Genomic DNA, 16,429 nt, shown 5'->3' on the forward strand with positions numbered 1-16,429 from the left:
GACAGGGAGAAAGCGACTGCAGGATTCGTCCAGGTGTCGTGCGTGAGGGAATCATGGCTACGCTGACCTGTGTACGTTGTTTTGAGGTAGAAAGCATCCCCCCAATTGGGGATATGGGTTCTACCGCTGGTCAGCGCCGCAGGCTGCGAATGGTCTGCAGGGCTGACTTTTTGATTGCCATAAGCCGTTGTTGTGGGCCTACATGAAAGAGATTCTGCACCACAAGCTTAGATGATCTACGTGCAAACGAGGGCTTGCGGTTGGGCAAACATTACTTTTTTACGAGACGAGGCTGTTGTCGCGGAAGCGTCTGCGAATGGCCTGCCACAGGCGCGCAAGGCGTCCGGCACGTTGTTGCCCATGGTGCGATTGCAGAAGCACGAGGGTGCCTTTGCCCGCCATGTGCCCGGAGCGTATCTGGAATGTGCAGCCGAGGCGTTCTGCGCGTTCGCTCATGCCTCGAATGCCCCAGTGGCCGGGCACAGCGAGGCCGGAGCTGAGCTTCTCCGGCAGGCCGACGCCATCGTCTTCAATGGCGACCTGAAAGGTGTTGTCGTCGCAGGTGATCTGTACGCGGACAAGCGTAGCGTGGGCGTGTTGCATGGCGTTGCGAATGGCTTCCTTGCTGATCTGGAAGATCTCTTCGGCGTCAAGCTGGCAGCCGGCGAGGGCCGCGGCATCGCCTTCGACGAGCACGGTAGCGTCGGAGAGGAAGGCCATCTCGTCGGCAAACTCTCCGAGGGCATCGGGGAGATCGCGGAGCTCAAGAGGGCGGGTGCGGATTTCGTGGATGGCATCGCGGCTTTCGACAAGCGACTCTTCCGCCTGTCGCAGACTGACGGCGAGGGCGTGATGGTTCTGGTCATCGCCGGGGAGACGCAGAAGGTAGGCCTGGAAACGCAGGATGAGTCCCTGGATGTCCTGCAGAAGCGTGTCATGCAGGTCGCGGGCAAGGCGGGTACGTTCGCGAACGCGGCCTTCGAGGCGGGCGTTGTAAACGGCTTTGAGCTGGGTGAGCTTGCGGTTCCACTCCAGATAGACGAGCAGCAGGGCAATGGAAAAGTAGAGAGCGAACATCCACCAGCGTGACCACCAGGGCGGAGCGATGCGGATGGCGAGTACAACTTCGCCGTCCGGAGGGACGGCGCCGTCAACGGCGCTCTGCAGGTGCAGGGTGTAGCTGCCGGGAGGCAGATGGGAGAACGAGAGCATGTGCTGGCCGGGAGGTGTGATGCTCCAGCGTTTGTCGATGCCCTGCAGGCGGTAGCGGAAGCGTTCGACCTGGGCATCACGGAAGTCGAGCGCGGCAAACTGCAGCGTGAAGCTGCTGTGGTTGTAGGCCAGGTCGAGTGTCTTCAAGTAGCTGGCGGCTCGCTTGAGAAGTGGAGCTTCGCCGGTCTGCAGGGAGACGCCGTCGACAAGTACGTCCGTCAGCAAGACCCTGGGCACGAAGGTGGAACGCTGCACCTGGCGCGGCATGAAGCTGACAAGTCCACTGAAGCCGCCGAAGTAGATGCGGCCGGAGGCGCCGTGGGTGCAGGCTGACCATCCGGTAAGGTCCATGCCGGGAAGTCCGTCGATGGTGGAGAACTCTTCGAAGCTATGCGAGGAGGGAGTGAAACGCAAGATGCCGTGGTTGGTACTGAGCCAGAGACGGCGGTCACTGTCTTCCTGGATGCAACTGATGACCTGGCCGCCGACCGTGTTGTCCTGGCTTATGCGGGTGAAGGTGCGTGTGGCCGGTTCGAAGCGGTCAAGGCCGCTTTGCGTGCCGACCCAGAGCGTGCCGCCGGAGTCAAAGAACAGGTCGACGACGCGGCTGTCGCTGGGGCCGTGATCGGTTCCCTCGAGGTAGGGGAAGGATTCCAGTGCGCCAGTCTGCGGGGAGAAGTGCAGGACGCCCATGCTGGTGCCGAACCAGAAGCTGTCATCCGGAGATTGTGTGAGGGCGTTGATGTTTCCACCGGGCTGGGTGTGAAAGGCGGTGGTGAAGGAATCGGACTCCGGGTGATAGAGATCGAAGCCGCTCCAGGTTGCCACCCAGATGCGGCCCTGGTGATCTTCGATCACGCGCTGGGAGTGTGCACCGCTCAGGTAGGCTTCATGACGATCCTTACGGCCAAACTGTTTGAGCCTGCCTTGCGCATCCATGCGGTAGAGGCCCTTGTCGGTTCCAAACCACATGCGCTGCTGCTTGTCGCGCAGGATGCTGAGGACATCGGTTCCGTCGAGAAAGGGAAAGGGGCGGGTAAGGTCACCCGTTGCCTGGTTCTGGCGCTGCAGGATGCCGGAGGTGCCGACGAGGATGTTTGCGGGATCTTCTTCGAAGACGGTGGTGACGAGGGGAGACGCAAGACCGCTGTCCGAATCAGGCAGGTAGGCGGTCGTGCGGAACTGCAGCGCGCTGCGCAGGATCATGACGGGAGGCGTGTCATGAAAGCCCACCCAGATGTCGCCGCGGCGGTCCTGAAAGAGCGTGGTGATGTTGTTGGAGGGCAGGCTGTCGATGCGCCCCGGGCGATGGGAGAAGGTCTCGATCCTGTTCTCGTTTTGCAGGTAGTGGAAGATGCCTGCGCTTTCGGTTCCGAACCACATGTCGCCGTCGTGGTCTTCGATCATGGCGCGCAGTTCTCCGAAGCCCGCGAGGTCTACGTTGCCCAGAGTCGTGACCCTGTCGAGAGCCGTTTGCGCGGCGTTCATCTTGTAAAGGTGCGTGCGGACGATGGCCCACAGGTTGCCGTGCCGGTCTTCCCGCAGGTAGGTAACGGCAGGCGAAAACTCGGTTGGGATGCGGCGCAGGACCTTTTGCGACTTCGGTTCGAAGAGCAGGATCCCGGTGCGTGTCGCAACCCACAGGTTGCCGTGCTGTTCCTGGAAGATTCCCTTGATGTCCTGGGCCGTGGGCTGGGGGTCCTTGCTGATGGCAATGGTGCTGGTGCCGCCGGTCTGCGGATCAAACCGAATGAGGCCTGCACCGGTTCCCATCCACAGGATGCCGGAGTTGTCCTCTGCGATGCTGCGCACGAAATATTCGGGGTACCCAGGCTTTGCGAGAGAGGAAGGAACTTCATAGTGACGGAAGGTTTCCGTCTCTGGCGCGTAGCGGTCAAAGGAGTGGTCGTAACTGATCCAGAGATTTCCTTTGCTGTCTTTGAACAGCGACTGGATGTAGGAGCCGCCCAGGGAGTTCTCCCGCGTAGGGTCGTGCAGGAACGGCCGGACCTTGAGACCGTCATAGCGGTTCAGCCCGTATTGCGTGCCGAACCACAGGAAACCGCGGTCGTCCTGAAGGATCTGGGCAACGCGTGTCTGCGAGAGTGTGACACCCGCAGGCAGAGAGCGCACCACGTTGCTGCCAAAGGCCGGCGCGTGGTCAGGCGGTGCAGGCCGCTGCGCGAAGGCAGAGGCGATTGCAGACACGCACAGGGAGACCGCCGCGGCGAGGCGCAGACGTTGCGCTGAGCGGCTTGCCGGAGATCGCTTGCTATGCGTTGGTCGAAGTGACATGAAGATTCTGGGTTGCGGAGCTTCTTACCAATGTACAGATTGCGGGCTCTGCCAGACCCCACGAACGAGGGAGGAAAACGAACTCAACATGAGGGATGTTGTGTGTGGCAAAGCGGGCGATGCTGTGAGCGGTAGAAGAATTTTGAAGGAGAGCGACCATGTCACGTTTGTATGATCTGGTGTTGAGAGCATCCTCGTTCGTGGTGCTCTTTGGTGTTTCCAGCTTAGGGTTTGCGATTGCGGTAGCTGTAACGACATGGATTCTGCGGCCTGTCCTTACGGCCCGGTATCGCGACCTGATCCGCCTGAAATAGAGGCCCGGAGAGAGACTCCGGGCCGAAGCAGACGAGGTGTGGATTATGTCTGGCAGGTTTCTACTCAAGTGTGCTGCTGGAAACGAAGGGGAGGCGCGGCGGTTTGTGGCCTGCTGCCGCGCGGACATATTGCACCGGCCATGAAATGTCATGGCGCAGCTGCTGCGCCGCGTGCAGGGGCCAGTAGGGATCGCGAAGAAGCTCACGTGCCAGAAGGACGAGGTCGGCCTGTCCGCTGCGGATGATCTGGTCCGCCTGCTCGGGAGAGGTGATCATGCCCACGGCACCGGTACGAATCTCCGCTGTGCGACGAACCTGTTCGGCAAAGATGGTCTGGTAGCCGGGGCCGACCGGGATGGTGGATTTGGCGACGTTGCCGCCGGTGCTGACATCGATAAGGTCAACGCCCGCGTTCTTCAACAGGGGAATCAACTGCAGGCTTTCGGCGACGGTCCAGCCGAAGCCGTCCGGGTGCGGCTGGCCGTCGAACTCAAGCCAGTCGGTGGCAGAGATGCGAACGAAGAGAGGAAGCGATACCGGCCATACGTCGCGGACCTGCGCGATGGTTTCCAGAAGGAAGCGTGCGCGGTTTTCAAAGCTGCCGCCGTACTCGTCGTCGCGCGTGTTGCTGAGCGGCGAGAGGAACTGGTGGAAGAGATAGCCATGGGCCGCGTGCACTTCAAGGACGTCGAAGCCTGCCTGAACGGCGCGGAGTGTGGCTGCGCGGAAGTCCTGCTGCAGGCGGAGGATTTCGCTTTTGCTGAGGCTGTGCGGAACGGCGTGATGCTCACTGAAGGCGATAGGGGAGGCACCGAGGATGTTGGTCCAGCCGCCTTCTTCTTCGGGGATGAGGCGGGTTTCTTCCCAGGGCGGAGACATGCTTGCCTTGCGTCCGGCGTGGCCAAGCTGAATGCCCGCGGCCGAGCCCTGCTGATGCAGGAAGTTGACGATGCGCTGCAGGCCTGGGATATGGCCGTCTGACCAGAGGCCGAGGTCGCCGGGGGAGATGCGGCCTTCGGGAGAGACAGAGGTTGCTTCCGTGAGGATGAGGCCGGCGCCGCCGATGGCACGGGAGCCCAGGTGCACGAAGTGCCAGTCATCTGCCAGGCCGTTTGTGGCCGAGTACTGACACATGGGTGAAACAGCGATGCGGTTGAGAAGCGTGAGTTCGCGAAGCTGAAGCGGGCTGAATAACCCGAGCGATGGATGGTGCATGATGCCTCCGTTTGTACGTTCGACAAACAACGGGCTGCGCGCTTCCCTCGATCGAGTCTTTCGAAGTCCCCTGCATCGGAGAAGTGGAACGTGGGAAAAGAATGGGAGAGAGACGGGCAGCGTCTCTCTCCCACCGTGTGAGGCTACGAGCGGAAGAACTCGAGGAGGTCCTTGTTGATGACATCGGCGTTGGCCACAGGCATGGCGTGCGAGAAGCCCTTGTAGGTGACGAGCTTTGCTCCCTTGATGAGCTTGGCGGTCTTCTCTCCGGATGCCTTGAAGGGGACCACCTGATCGTCTTCACTGTGCAGGACCAGAGCGGGAATATCGATGCGTGCGAGGTCTTCGTGGAAATCGGTCTCAGAGAACTGTTTTACGCAATCGTACTGGCCCTTGATGCTGCCGGCCATGCCGAGCGCCCAGAAACTGTCGCGTTGGCCCTGGGTGGGTTTGCCGCCGGAGGCGTCATGCGCGAAGAAGGTTGTAGGGAAGTCAACATAGAACTGCGAGCGGTCTGTCATGACGGCTTTGCGGATGCCATCGAGAGCTTCAAGGGAAACGCCGTAGGGATTGGACTCGGACTTGAGCATGAGCGGGGGAACCGCGCTGACGAGGGCGATCTTTGCGACCCGGCTGGAGCCATGGCGGCCGATGTAGTGGGCAACCTCTCCGCCGCCGGTGGAGTGGCCTACGAGGATAGCGTCCTTGAGGTCGAGCTTTTCAATCAGCTGTGCCAGGTCGTCGGCGTAGGTGTCCATATCATTGCCGTCCCAGGTCTGTTCGGAGCGGCCGTGGCCACGGCGGTCGTGGGCGATGACGCGATAGCCCAGCTGACCGAAGAACAACATCTGCGGGTCCCAGGCGTCGGAGCTGAGAGGCCATCCGTGTGAGAAGACAATCGGCTGACCCTTGCCCCAGTCCTTGTAGTAGATCTCAACACCGTCTTTAGTCGTGAAGTTGCTCATCGTTCCTCCTTGCGCTGTGTGCGCGGTTGCGGCCACTTGTCGATGGCAACGCACAGGATCAGCATCGTCCTTCCGCAATGGATGCGCCATCCACTTTGGTAGGTGTGCCGCCTCGCTCTTTTGGGTGTATGGTGGCCTGCCCGGACGGGGTTACCCGAAGGAGTAGCAACGGCCACGCCCGTTTGTGTGTGTGTGGATAGCGTGGGAAGGCGCACACTGCAGAGGAGCGGAAGAGGGGATTCACAATGGCGCCAAAGACATATCTGCCGGCAGATGAAGATGCGTACAGCAGGCGGGAACTGGTTTTTCCGAGTCTTACGGCGGAGCAGGTGGAACGCAGCCTGCCCTATGGAGAGATATGCCACTTCAAAGCCGGTGAGACTATTTACGAACGCGGGACGCGCGATGTGCAACTGATGATTGTGCTGAGCGGCAGCGTGCTGATGGTGGGACCGAGTCCGAGCGGCGGCGGCGAAAACATCATCACCATTCACCAGGCAGGGGAGTTTACAGGGGAGCTGGATCTTTTTACCCAGCGCGAGGCCCTGGTGAGCGCGCGTGCAGCGACGGATACAAAGCTTCTGCGCATCGGGCGGCGGCGGTTCCGCGAGTATGTTGCGGCGGAGACCGATATTTCTGACCTGATTATGCGTGCCGCCATTCTTCGCCGTCTGGGGCTGGTGCAGCACAAGCAGGTGGGTGCGCTGGTTCTTGGACCGGGGCGTGCGACGAATACGCTGCGGCTGGAACAGTTCTTTTCCCGCAACGGGTATCCGTACCTGCTGAAGGATACAGAGACGGATGGTGACGCGGAGTTGCTTGCGGGAACGTTCAACCTGACGCTGGCGGAACTGCCGGTGGTGATTTCCGGAACATGCGTGTATCGCAATCCTGATATTGCTGTGCTGGCGGATGCGCTCGGCATCAGCGAAGAGGTGAATGAGGGCGATGTTTTTGATGTCGCGGTGGTAGGTGCCGGACCGGCGGGGCTTGCGGCGTCTGTCTACGCAGCCTCAGAGGGGCTGAGCACCGTGGTGATTGAAGGCAACGCTCCCGGAGGACAGGCGGGGACGAGTTCGCGCATTGAGAACTATCTTGGTTTTCCTTCGGGGATCTCCGGGCTGGAGCTTGCGACGCGCGCGCAGACACAGGCGCAGAAGTTTGGTGCGCGGCTGCTGATTTCGCGGAATGTTGCAGGGGTTGACTGTTCGTCGCATCCGTTCCGGTTGACGCTGGAAGGCGGCAAGACGCTGCAGGCTCGTTCGGTTGTTGTGGCCACGGGCGCTCGCTATAGGAAGCTGAATGTTTCCAATTACAGCCGGTTCGAGATGGATGGTCTTCACTACTCGGCGACGGCGATTGAGGCACGGCTGTGCTCCGGCGAAGAGGTGATTGTGGTGGGCGGCGGTAACTCCGCGGGACAGGCAGCGATGTATCTGTCAGGGTATGCGAAGCATGTGCACATCCTGATTCGGGGTGCCGAGCTTGCGTCGACGATGTCAGACTACCTGGTGCAGCGGATTGATTCGAGTATGCACATCACGTTGCATCCGCAGTGCGAGATAACGGAGCTTGCCGGGGAAGAGCATCTGCGCGAGGTGACGTGGACCAACAGGAGCACCGGTGAGAAGACGACGCTGCCTGTGGCTAATGTGTTTGTAATGATTGGCGCCGACCCCTGCACGGAGTGGCTGGATGGCTGCGTGCAGCTGGATGAGAAGGGGTTTGTTGTGACCGGGCCGCACTGCGGGCAGGTTGATAGCGGCCGATACCGGTCTTCGATGGCGGGTATTTTTGCCGTGGGCGATGTGCGGTCAGGATCGGTGAAGCGTGTGGCTTCGGGCGTAGGTGAGGGATCGGTGGTGGTGGCCGACATCCATCAGTATCTGAAGGAGCTGCAGGAAGCGGTTGTTCCGGCAGGCTGACGGCTGGTTACTGCAGATCGAGAAAGCCGCGGCGGATGGCGATGGTCACGGCATGGGTGCGATCGTTAGCTGCCAGCTTGGAGAGGATGCTCTTCATGTGCGCCTTGACGGTGTCTTCGCTGATGGAGAGCTTGTCGGCGATCATCTTGTTGGCGTTGCCGGCGGCTACCTGTTGCAGGACCTGGATCTCTCGAGCGGTCAGGGTGTCGTCGGCGGCGTGTTCGGCCATTTCGGCGGCAATCTCCGGAGGGATGCGCCGATGGCCGGCGTGCACGGCACGGATGGTATCGAGCATGTACATGCGCAGCATGCTTTTCAGCAGGTAGCCGGAGGCTCCGGCCTTGATGGCACGTAGTGCCTGCACGTCGCCTTTGTAGGTGGTGAGGACGATCATGCGGGCGTTGGGGAAGCTTTCGCGGATGAGGCCGATGGCTTCGAGCCCTGTGATGTCGGGGAGGCGCAGATCCATCAGCGTGATGTCCGGCTGATGCACGCGGAACAGTTCCACGGCTTCATGGCCGGTGGAGGCCTCGGCGATCAGGTGCATGTCGTGCTGAGTTGCCAGCATGGCACCAATTCCTTCGCGGAAGACCGGATGATCGTCGACGGTCATGATGCGGATTGGCTGGTCAGAGTTCTTATACATCGGATGGATTTCGCTGTCTTTCTAAAGTGCCATGGATTCCCGTGAATGACTCTACACTTTTGAGCGATGCGGACCCCGGATTCTGGTGCTTGTATTGTGCAGAACGGAAGGTGTAGCGGGAGTTTTGCCCGCGGTATCCCCCAAAAGTGTAGGCAAGGTCTGGCCCAGAGTGGGGCCGAAAGCGATGTTATGTGTGACGTAGCATGCAAGAAAAGGGGGATGCCGGATGTGCGGCAACCCATGGGGACTACTGGTTGAGTTCAGACCTCGAATCTTTAAAGGCAGCGCGAATGGGTTCCAGAAAAGCGATTGTTGTGGGTGGTTCCGTCGGTGGGTTGTTTGTGGGCGGTCTGTTGCGCCGTGCCGGGTGGGAGATTGCGATCTATGAACGGTCGCCGACGGGGCTGGCAGGAAAGGGCGCCGGCCTGGTTCCACAGCAGGAGGTTGCCGAGATTCTGCGCGAGATTCAACGGCCGGATGTGTTGCGGACGGGCGTCGTCGCGGAGGAACGCATCTTCCTGGAACGGTCAGGGCAGGTGATTGGAGCTCTGAAGACACCGCAGGCACAGATCTCCTGGGATTTATTATTTACAGCCTTTCGCAGCGAGGTGCCGGACGCGTGCTATCACCTGGGCAAGCCGGTTGTGCGTGTGGAGACGGATGAGGAACAGGCGCGCGTGGTGTTTGCGGATGGATCAGAGGATATCGCCGACCTGGTGATCGGGGCCGATGGGATTGGCTCGGTGGTGCGGCAAGCGGTGGCGCCTGGTACGGAGCCAAGGTATGCCGGCTATGCCGCGTATCGCGGACTGGCGCCGGAGACGCAGTTGCCGGAGCAGAGCGCAGAGCTGGTGTCAGAGCGGTTTACGTTTTATAACGGACCGCGGTCGCAGTATCTTGGCTACCTGGTTGCGGGGGCCGATGGCAGCACGCGCGCGGGCGAGCGGCGTTACAACTGGGTGTGGTACCGGGTGCTGACAGAGCAGAGGCTGGCGGAGGCGTTGACTTCGGATGCAGGAGAGCGCCGGCAGTTCTCGGCTCCGGCGGGTGGCTTGTCGACGGCGACGAAGCAGGAGTTGCACAAGGCGGCGAAGGAGCTGCTGCCGCCGGTGTTGGGCGAGATTCTGTTGCGGGAAGAGCGGCCGTTTCTGCAGGCGATTTTCGATTATGAGGCGCCGCGGATGCGGCACGGCCGCATTGTGCTGCTGGGCGATGCCGCATATGTTGTGCGGCCGCATACGGCCATGGGCATCTCAAAGGCAGCGGGCGATGCCATGACGTTGCGCGATGTGCTGATTGAGGAGCCCACCCTGGATGCCGCGTTGCAGAGCTATGAAGAACGTCGCATGGCCGCGGGCTCGGCGATTGCCGCGTATGGACAAAGGCTGGGCGCGGAGCTTGGGATGCACGACTAAGAGAAGGTGACGTCGTTGCAAGGAGTGCCGCGCGGCTCACTCTCTTGAGTGAGCCGTTTTGCCCTCGAAGCAGTCTGTTCGTTCTTTGTGTTTCACGCGATGCTGAGGACAATGCAAGTCCTGTCAAGCGGAGGCATCGCTGTGAAGCGGTTCGATACCCAGATCTGTGTGTGGATAGTCCGGTGCATTGTTGCCGGCTTTATGGCGGTGCTGTGTTCCCGCGGCGCGCTGGCGCAGTATGCGCGTTACCCAACGATCTCCGGTGAGGCGCGTTCGATTGAGACCTCGTCGATGCCGCGGTGGGCGATGATGGATTTTTCGCTGCGTTCGAGAACCGAAGGGCAGACGGCTGTGAACCAGGACCGGGATAAGTCTGCGGTGTATGACCTGACGCGCGTGCGCGTGGGACTCCGGGTGGAGCCGGCGCAATGGCTGAACCTGTATGTGCAGGCACAGGATGCCCATGCGCTTGGCCTGGCGAAGGAACAGACGGCAGGCAATATGAAAGACACCTTCGATCTGCGGCAGGCGCTTGTGTCTTTGCGTAGCGGCAGAATGCAGCTGATGGTGGGTCGCCAGCCACTTCGGTTTGCCGATGAACGGCTTGTGGGTATCAGCGACTGGACGAATGTGAGCCGTACGTTTGATGGCATCGTGTTCCGCACGGAGGGTGATACGCGCCTGACGTTGTTCAGCTCGTCGGTGGTGAATATCTCGCCGGAGAGCTTTGACCGGTCAGCTGCGGGCCTGCACTTTCATGGCGCGCTGGTATCGATTGACAAGGCTGTTCCGAAGACGGCGATTGAGCCGTTTGTGTTTGTGAAGACTTTCTCCGGGGTGAAGAGTCCGCTGCAGAAGTCCAGCCAGGAGACGGAGGCGACCTTCGGAGCGTTTGTCGCGGGGAACCTGCCGGGGCGCTTTTTCTATCGCGTTACGGGAGCGTTGCAGAGAGGCAGCTATGCCGGGCAGAGCATTGATGCAGGCGGCCTGATTGTGCGTGCCGGATACACCATGGAAAAGGTGCGATGGAAGCCGGAGTCAAGCCTTGAGTATGACTATGCGACGGGCGATGACGGTTCGGACCCGACGAAACGAAAGACTTTTGACCAGCTTTATCCGAGTAACCACAATGCGTTTGGACTGACGGATATTTTTGGCTGGCAGAACATGAAGCAGCGGCGCGTGGGCGTTACGGTTGCTCCCAGGAAGGGACTGACGGTCACGGCGGAAGCCGAGTCGCTGCACCTGGCGACGGTGCGCGATGGGGTGTACAGCGGTGGTGGCGGCGTGCTGGCGGCCCCGGGAACGAAGGGTTTTCTCTCGGATGATCTTGGAACGGGATTTGATGTGTATGCGAAGTACATTACGGGCAACTTCGTGACCAACATTGGCGTGGGCCATTATTCGCCGGGAGCAGCGGTGAAGGATACGGATGCGGGCGTGCCGCAGACGATTGCGTTTCTCTCGTTTACATATCGCTTCCGGCTGCATAGCGGCGATAAAGGCATGAAGGCGAACCATCATCATCTGCCGGTGGGCGAGTCAAACGATCGCTAACAACCTTCCCCTATAGAGGGAGCGATACCGCCCCCGGTGGGAGCTTACCGGAGTCCGGGTATCTACCTAAGATCAGATCGTGCCATAGAGTTCTGGAGAACTGGCAAACGTTCACGATTCGATGGAGACCAGCATGGAAAAGATTGAACTCGTAGGATCAAGCCGGAAGATGCAGAACCTGGAAGAAGACATCAGCATGGTGGCTCCGATTGCCTGCTGCGTGTTGATTCAAGGCGAGACGGGCACTGGCAAGGAGCTGGTGGCCAAGGCGATCCATGATGCAGGTCCGCGCCGACACAAGCCGTTCATCGCGCTGAACTGCGCGGCTATTCCTGCTCCGCTGCTTGAGAGCGAGTTGTTCGGCCATGAGAAGGGCGCGTTTACCGGAGCGATTGCACAGACCATTGGCAAGTTCCAGGCGGCGCATGGCGGCACGCTCTTTCTTGATGAGATTGGAGATATGCCGCTGGAGCTGCAGCCGAAGATTCTGCGTGTGCTGCAGGAGCGCCAGGTAGAGCGGTTGGGAAGCAACCGTTCCATGCCTGTGGATGTGCGCGTGATTGCGGCAACACACGCTCCGCTGGAGCAGATGGTGGTGGCGAAGGAGTTTCGTGCGGACCTGTTCTACCGGCTGAATGTCTATCCTATTGAGGTTCCGGCGCTTCGCAGCCGTCGCGACGATATTCCGGAGCTGGTGGAGCACTTTGTGCGAGTGTATGCGGAGCGTCTGGGAAAAAGGATCAACTCTGTTCCGGCGAACCTGCTGGTAGCCCTGCAGCAGTACCACTGGCCCGGCAACGTGCGCGAGCTGCAGAACTTTGTGGAACGCGCCGTGATTACATCGCATGGGACGACGCTGGAGCCTCGCGAGTCGTCGATGAGAATGCTGCTGGATACCACACATGAGCCGGCGACCACGCTGGTTGCGGCAGAGCGGACCCATATTGAGCGGACGCTGCAGGAGACCAACTGGGTGATTGGCGGCCGATATGGCGCAGCCATGCGGCTTGGACTTCCGCGTACGACGCTGCTGGCGAAGATGAAGAAGCTTGGGCTGACGCGCGCCCGGACGGAGACGCATGGACTGCTGTCGCGGGCGTTTCCGCCGGTGGAATCGATGTCGATGGCGTCGTTTGGCTGACCCGCTTTCGAGTAAAAGAAGACGGCCGGAACTCTACGATGCTGCCATGTAGAGTTCCGGCCGTTGCTGTTTAGCGAGCGGCTTTGGCGGTTGCTTTTCCCGCGTCTTTGACGGCGACAGCGGTCTTTTCTCCGGCCGTCTCGGTGTAGCGCACAATGACACGCGAGCCTTCCTTGGTGCCGAGCCACGTATCGGCGGGGACCTGTGCTGTCTTCTTGCCGGCCTTGATCGCCGTGTGGTCGGTGTACTTGATGGTGCGCTCCGTGCCATCTGCGGTCTTGATGGTGACGACTTTGGCCGTATGGTCAACGTGCTTGACCACGCCGCGGACCGCGTGCACCAGGTCCTCCTCTGCGTGGGCTGTGTAGCTGAGCCCAAGGGTGAGGGCGAGGGCAACGGTAATCTTCTGCAACGATGCAATGCGTGACATGCTGATCTCCTTTTCCAGATGCGCGGACAAGACATCTCTTGATCTGGCAGAAGTCAAGGTAGCAAGGGCCGCTTCGTGCCGCCACTCTCCATGGAGGGAGTGGAGTATCCCTCCATCGTGTTCTGCCATGCCGTTACCCATTTAGGGGAAGCCGTAGATACGCGATATGGGGCACAGGAAAGCCCCTTGTAGAGGCTGGGGAAGATGCTGGTATCGCCCTAGCATTTGAAACGTAGCAGCGGTACGAATTTCAACTCTGCAGGGAGAACGTTACATGAGCGAGCCAACGAACAAGAAAGACAACATGATGTATCCATCACGGAGAAGTTTCCTTGGAGCAGGTTCGGCTGCGATTGCTGCTGCCGCCATTGCGGCGCTGCCTGCTCATGGCCAGTCTCGCCAGAATGTTGATAAGGCGGAGCATGATCATTCCGTCAGCAACCCGGGGCAGGAGAACCAGAACCTGCTGGCACAGAACCCGAATTCGAACACGCCTCCGCCGAGCGACTTCGGGGATGTGGGTCCGATCTGGTACTCGTTTGACCTGGTGAAGAAGCGTATCCAGGAAGGCGGCTGGACGCACCAGGTAACACAGCGTGAGTTCCCGACCTCGACCGAGATTGCCGGCGTGAACATGCGCCTGACGGCCGGCAGCTACCGTGAGATGCATTGGCATACCGCCGATGAGTGGGCGTACATGCTGTACGGCAATGCTCGCGTGACAGTGCTGAACCCGGATGGAACGATCTTTATTGACGATGTGAGCGAAGGCGATCTGTGGGTGTTCCCGGCTGGCTATCCGCACTCGATCCAGGGCCTGGGCCCGGATGGCTGCGAGTTCCTGCTGGTGTTCAACCAGGGCGCGTTCTCGGAAGACAATACGTTCCTGCTGTCAGAGTGGGTTGCCCATACCCCGACGGACGTTCTGAAGAAGAACTTCGGTCTGCCGGAGAGCGAGCTGCAGAAGCTGCCGACGGGATCGCTGTACATCTTCCCGAGCGATCTGCCGAAGTCGCTTGCTGAGGACAAGGCGCAGGTGGGTGGACGCAAGGTGGAGTCGACGCCGCAGTACACCTTCAAGATGCGTTCGATGGAGCCGACGAAGAAGACGGCAGGTGGCGAGGTCCGCGTGGTGGACTCGAGCAACTTCCCGACCTCGAAGCACATTGCCGCGGGCCTGGTGATTGTGAAGCCGGGTGCGATGCGTGAGCTGCACTGGCATCCGAATGCCTCAGAGTGGCAGTTCTACATCAAGGGCAAGGCGCGTATGACGGTGTTCATGCCGGTGGGCAATGCGCGCACCATGGACTACAACGCCAATGACGTGGGCTTTGTGCCAGCGGTAGCCGGACACTATGTCGAGAATACGGGCGACACGGACCTGGTCTTCCTGGAGATGTTTGCGACGGACCGCTTCATGGACATCTCGCTGAATAGCTGGATCCGCCGTACGCCGGTGGAGACGGTATCTGCCCACCTGAACCTGGATGCGGAAACCATTGCGAAGATTCCTGCGGAGAAGCAGGAGGTTATTCGCTAACGCGGGTATCCATTGTTGATGGACAACGGGTCTCTCTTCGGAGAGGCCCGTTGCTGTTAAATGCGGAGTTGTCTGGGGTTCTCTGGTTCTGTGCCCGGCCTGTTACAACCTGGGGATATTGCCCTCCATCAGCAAGGGCGCATTGTTGTTCGGTGCAAGATCTTTCTGGAAGGCTTTAGCTTGCAGAGGACCAGAGCGTGCCTGAGGAATCGGGAAAGATTCTCCGAGGCTGAAGACCTTACCCTGGATGGGAGCAAGGGCCTGAAGTCCTCTGCTCCCTTCGGTTGAGGGCTGAATCTCTCAAAAACATGCCTTGCCATCCATCAAGAAAAAACTAAAGGTGGAGACTCGCTAATCAAAGGCGACGACGAGGAAGGTGATGTCGTCTCTCTGCAGGTTGTGAGTGCCGTTTGAGGTCCATGCCTGCAGGGCGGACTGCAGCAGTGTGGCAAAGCGTTCCGGGGGCTGCGTGCTGTTTGCGCGCAGCAGAGCTTCGAGCTGATGATCTCCGAACTCTTCGCCTGCCGCGTTGGATGCTTCGGAAAGTCCGTCTGTGTAGATAAGGAGGCGGTCTCCCGCGGTAGTGTTGAAGCGCGTGTCGGTATATTGCTCGTGATTGCGAACGCCCAGCAGGAGGCCTTCGCTGTCCAGGTGGACGACGCGTTGCTGCTGCGCGCTCCAATAGAGCGGCGGCGGGTGGCCGGCCGAGGTGTAGGAGAAGCTGTTGTTGCTGCGATGGATGGCGAAGTATGTGGCGGTGACGTACTGGCCCCTGGCCTCGGAACATAGAACGGCATTGAGGTCTGTCAAGATGGGGCCTGGCGCGGAGGTATCGCCGGCAAAGGTGCGCACGGCTGCCTTGACCATGGAGGTTACGAGAGCGGCTCCGATGCCATGGCCGATGACGTCGGCGAGAAGGATGTGGAGTTCCTCGTCGTCCTGGACGGGAAAGTCGTAGAAGTCTCCGCCCAGAGCTTCCATGGGGAGATAGCGTACGGCGACGCGAATGCCTGCGTGCTCAACCGGCTTTGACAGGATGGACTGCTGAATGACGCCGGCGGCTTCCATCTCGGTGTTGAGCTGCGTGAGCTGGGTTCTGGTTGTGGCGTAGGCGTTGAGGGTTTCGTTCGAGAGACAGAGGAGAAATGCGAGGAAGCCGAAGGGTTCCAGGATGCTGGTCCAATGGCCGTACATCATGCCACGTGCGTGGTCATAGGCATAGCCGGCAAAGAAGAGCAGGGCACCGAGGGTGACGATGGGCGAGGCCAGTCGCAGACGCGCGGTGAGCTGGTCGCGCCCGGGCAGGAGGCAGACCGGCAGGCCGAGGATGAGCGCGGTTCCGGGGAGAGGAAGGATCTCCGGCTGGCTCTGCAGGAAGATGGCCGCGAGTGTGAGCGCTGCGACGGCGCCGTAGGCCACCATGAGCCATGCGAACGAGCGTGACTTTAACTGGTAAAGCCCCCGCAGCAGGAGCAGCAGAGGCAGGGGCGCGAGCAGGGAGAAGCCCCGTTGCAGATAGGCCGGTGTGTGGCCGTTCCAGGCAAAGGCGAGGTCGAGCCAGTGGTTCCGTATGAGCAGGCTGCCGCTGTAAAGAAGTGCGAAGAGCCCGAACCATACGAAGGGGAGCCGGCTGCGTGTCGGGAGAAAGATAGCGGCGCCGATGGACAGCAGAGCGACACTGCAGCCAACGATGCCGAGGCATAGAAGGACGAATTCGTATCTCATAGCGGGAAAGAAAAATGCCCCGGCAGACCTTGATTGAAGTCCGCCGGGG

The 16,429-nt window shown here is 60.3% G+C and carries 12 protein-coding genes; 6 read left to right on the plus strand and 6 right to left on the minus strand.

Going from position 1 to position 16,429, the window contains the following annotated elements:
* Positions 1–279: 279 nt before the first annotated feature.
* Positions 280–3,507, minus strand: coding sequence for a sensor histidine kinase (locus tag OHL13_RS17565; protein WP_263411417.1), 3,228 nt, complete (start codon positions 3,505–3,507; stop codon positions 280–282).
* Between the two features lie 158 nt (positions 3,508–3,665).
* Here OHL13_RS17565 and OHL13_RS17570 point away from each other — a divergent pair, with 158 nt between their 5' ends.
* Positions 3,666–3,821, plus strand: a complete 156-nt coding sequence (locus OHL13_RS17570; protein ID WP_263411418.1) for a hypothetical protein — start codon at positions 3,666–3,668, stop codon at positions 3,819–3,821.
* A gap of 60 nt (positions 3,822–3,881) precedes the next feature.
* On the opposite strand, the gene OHL13_RS17575 is transcribed toward OHL13_RS17570, so the two are convergent.
* Together OHL13_RS17575 and OHL13_RS17580 are read right to left on the minus strand one after the other, a co-directional pair.
* Positions 3,882–5,036 (minus strand): NADH:flavin oxidoreductase/NADH oxidase, encoded by a 1,155-nt coding sequence (locus OHL13_RS17575; protein ID WP_263411419.1) that lies wholly within the window; start codon positions 5,034–5,036, stop codon positions 3,882–3,884.
* A 143-nt stretch (positions 5,037–5,179) separates the two neighbouring features.
* Complete coding sequence (locus OHL13_RS17580) at positions 5,180–6,001, minus strand: alpha/beta fold hydrolase (protein WP_263411420.1); 822 nt, start codon at positions 5,999–6,001, stop codon at positions 5,180–5,182.
* Between the two features lie 245 nt (positions 6,002–6,246).
* On the opposite strand from OHL13_RS17580, the gene OHL13_RS17585 reads away from it, so the two are divergent.
* Positions 6,247–7,926, plus strand: coding sequence for an FAD-dependent oxidoreductase (locus OHL13_RS17585; RefSeq protein ID WP_263411421.1), 1,680 nt, complete (start codon positions 6,247–6,249; stop codon positions 7,924–7,926).
* A 7-nt stretch (positions 7,927–7,933) separates the two neighbouring features.
* On the opposite strand, the gene OHL13_RS17590 is transcribed toward OHL13_RS17585, so the two are convergent.
* Positions 7,934–8,572, minus strand: coding sequence for a response regulator (locus OHL13_RS17590; protein ID WP_263411422.1), 639 nt, complete (start codon positions 8,570–8,572; stop codon positions 7,934–7,936).
* Between the two features lie 290 nt (positions 8,573–8,862).
* On the opposite strand from OHL13_RS17590, the gene OHL13_RS17595 reads away from it, so the two are divergent.
* From OHL13_RS17595 to OHL13_RS17605, 3 genes are all read left to right on the plus strand, one after another.
* Positions 8,863–9,987, plus strand: a complete 1,125-nt coding sequence (locus tag OHL13_RS17595; protein ID WP_263411423.1) for an FAD binding domain-containing protein — start codon at positions 8,863–8,865, stop codon at positions 9,985–9,987.
* 111 nt (positions 9,988–10,098) lie between these two features.
* A complete protein-coding gene (locus OHL13_RS17600; RefSeq protein ID WP_263411424.1) occupies positions 10,099–11,544 on the plus strand; it encodes an alginate export family protein in 1,446 nt (481 codons plus the stop codon).
* 133 nt (positions 11,545–11,677) lie between these two features.
* A complete protein-coding gene (locus OHL13_RS17605) occupies positions 11,678–12,685 on the plus strand; it encodes a sigma-54 interaction domain-containing protein (RefSeq protein WP_263411425.1) in 1,008 nt (335 codons plus the stop codon).
* Between the two features lie 70 nt (positions 12,686–12,755).
* On the opposite strand, the gene OHL13_RS17610 is transcribed toward OHL13_RS17605, so the two are convergent.
* Complete coding sequence (locus OHL13_RS17610) at positions 12,756–13,115, minus strand: hypothetical protein (protein ID WP_263411426.1); 360 nt, start codon at positions 13,113–13,115, stop codon at positions 12,756–12,758.
* A gap of 274 nt (positions 13,116–13,389) precedes the next feature.
* On the opposite strand from OHL13_RS17610, the gene OHL13_RS17615 reads away from it, so the two are divergent.
* Positions 13,390–14,655: a cupin domain-containing protein gene (locus OHL13_RS17615; RefSeq protein ID WP_263411427.1), complete on the plus strand. Its 1,266-nt coding sequence runs from the start codon at positions 13,390–13,392 to the stop codon at positions 14,653–14,655.
* A gap of 351 nt (positions 14,656–15,006) precedes the next feature.
* On the opposite strand, the gene OHL13_RS17620 is transcribed toward OHL13_RS17615, so the two are convergent.
* Entirely contained in the window at positions 15,007–16,380 is a 1,374-nt protein-coding gene (locus OHL13_RS17620; protein WP_263411428.1) for a PP2C family protein-serine/threonine phosphatase, read from the minus strand.
* Positions 16,381–16,429 lie beyond the last annotated feature (49 nt).

Origin of the sequence: Terriglobus tenax, from assembly GCF_025685395.1 — a bacterium.
In the GTDB taxonomy this organism is placed as follows: Bacteria; Acidobacteriota; Terriglobia; order Terriglobales; family Acidobacteriaceae; genus Terriglobus; species Terriglobus tenax.

Coding starts and splice junctions, on each gene's coding strand:
- OHL13_RS17595 (WP_263411423.1), top strand. CDS start 8,863: ATGGGTTCCAGAAAAGCGATTGTTGTGGGTGGTTCCGTCGGTGGGTTG.
- OHL13_RS17620 (WP_263411428.1), bottom strand. CDS start 16,380: ATGAGATACGAATTCGTCCTTCTATGCCTCGGCATCGTTGGCTGCAGT.
- OHL13_RS17575 (WP_263411419.1), bottom strand. CDS start 5,036: ATGCACCATCCATCGCTCGGGTTATTCAGCCCGCTTCAGCTTCGCGAA.
- OHL13_RS17565 (WP_263411417.1), bottom strand. CDS start 3,507: ATGTCACTTCGACCAACGCATAGCAAGCGATCTCCGGCAAGCCGCTCA.
- OHL13_RS17600 (WP_263411424.1), top strand. CDS start 10,099: ATGCAAGTCCTGTCAAGCGGAGGCATCGCTGTGAAGCGGTTCGATACC.
- OHL13_RS17610 (WP_263411426.1), bottom strand. CDS start 13,115: ATGTCACGCATTGCATCGTTGCAGAAGATTACCGTTGCCCTCGCCCTC.
- OHL13_RS17590 (WP_263411422.1), bottom strand. CDS start 8,572: ATGTATAAGAACTCTGACCAGCCAATCCGCATCATGACCGTCGACGAT.
- OHL13_RS17580 (WP_263411420.1), bottom strand. CDS start 6,001: ATGAGCAACTTCACGACTAAAGACGGTGTTGAGATCTACTACAAGGAC.
- OHL13_RS17585 (WP_263411421.1), top strand. CDS start 6,247: ATGGCGCCAAAGACATATCTGCCGGCAGATGAAGATGCGTACAGCAGG.
- OHL13_RS17615 (WP_263411427.1), top strand. CDS start 13,390: ATGAGCGAGCCAACGAACAAGAAAGACAACATGATGTATCCATCACGG.
- OHL13_RS17605 (WP_263411425.1), top strand. CDS start 11,678: ATGGAAAAGATTGAACTCGTAGGATCAAGCCGGAAGATGCAGAACCTG.
- OHL13_RS17570 (WP_263411418.1), top strand. CDS start 3,666: ATGTCACGTTTGTATGATCTGGTGTTGAGAGCATCCTCGTTCGTGGTG.